Raw genomic sequence first — 1,115 nt, 5'->3', positions numbered from 1 at the left:
CTATTGACCCGAAACGGTAAGGTTCGTCGCTCGTTGATCCTGGCGTGACGGATCTGGTGGGGGACACGCGACGGCTGTCGCCGAAGGCTCAGGAAGCTCTGCGGATGCGGGCGGTTGCGGCGCTACGGGCGGGTCGGGATCGGCGCGAGGTCGCCGAACTCCTTGGCGTGACCGTGGAGTCGGTGGACAGTTGGTGGGCTGCCTGGCAGGCCGGCGGCCGGGATGCTCTGGTGTCCAGGATCCGCGGCCGGCGGGTGGGCGAGCACCAGGTGCTCGATCCCGACCGGCAGCAGTGCGTCCGGCAGGCCCTGATCGACCACCGCCCCGAAGACCTCGGCCTGGGCGGGCAGTTGTGGACCCGCGCGATCGTCGGCGACCTGATCGCCCTGCTCTACCGGGTGCGGCTGACCGAACAGGGCGTGGGCAAATACCTCAAGCGCTGGGGGCTGTCGTTCCAGCGCCCCGACAAGCGCGCGATCGAGCAGGACCCGGAAGCGGTCCGCGCCTGGCGCGAGGAGACGTGGCCCGCGATCCGCGCGAAGGCACAGGAAGAAGGCGCCGAAGTGCTGTTCGCGGATCAGACCGGTGTCCGCTCCGACCAGGTGTCCGGCCGGACCTGGGCCCCGCGCGGCGAGACGCCGACCGTGCGCCGGACCGGAAACCGGTTCTCGGTCAACGCGATGTCCGCGATCAGTCCCCGGGGCCGGATGTGGTTCACGGTCTACCGGGGATCGTTCACCGCCGAGGTGTTCTGCGACTTCCTCGACCGCCTGAACAGGCAGTTCGACCGCCCGGTCCACCTCGTCGTCGACCGGCACTCCGTCCACCGCAGCAAGAAGGTCAGGGCCTGGCTCGCCGGCCACCCCGGCCGGGTCACCCTCCACCTGCTGCCCGCGTACGCGCCCGAGACCAACCCGGACGAGCTCGTCAACGCCGACCTGAAACGAACCCTCCTGCCGACCTCCCGGGCCCGCAACGCCGACCAACTCGCCGACGAGGTCCGGCGATTCTTCCACCGCCGACAGAAGCAGCCACACATCATCCGCGGGTACTTCCAGGGCCCGCACGTCCGCTACATCGCCGAGGTGCCGGAAATTTAGCGTTTCGGGTCAATA

The 1,115-nt window shown here is 69.5% G+C and carries 1 protein-coding gene; it reads left to right on the top strand.

Features of this window, described 5'->3' with window-relative positions:
- Window positions 1-104: 104 nt before the first annotated feature.
- On the top strand, window positions 105-1,100 hold the full coding sequence (locus ACFV4P_RS35990) for an IS630 family transposase (protein ID WP_380477697.1): 996 nt from the start codon (window positions 105-107) through the stop codon (window positions 1,098-1,100).
- Window positions 1,101-1,115: the final 15 nt, after the last annotated feature.

It is taken from the genome of Kitasatospora sp. NPDC059795 (assembly GCF_042732175.1).
In the GTDB taxonomy this organism is placed as follows: domain Bacteria; phylum Actinomycetota; class Actinomycetes; order Streptomycetales; family Streptomycetaceae; genus Kitasatospora.
This window is presented reverse-complemented; position numbering and strand designations above follow the sequence as displayed.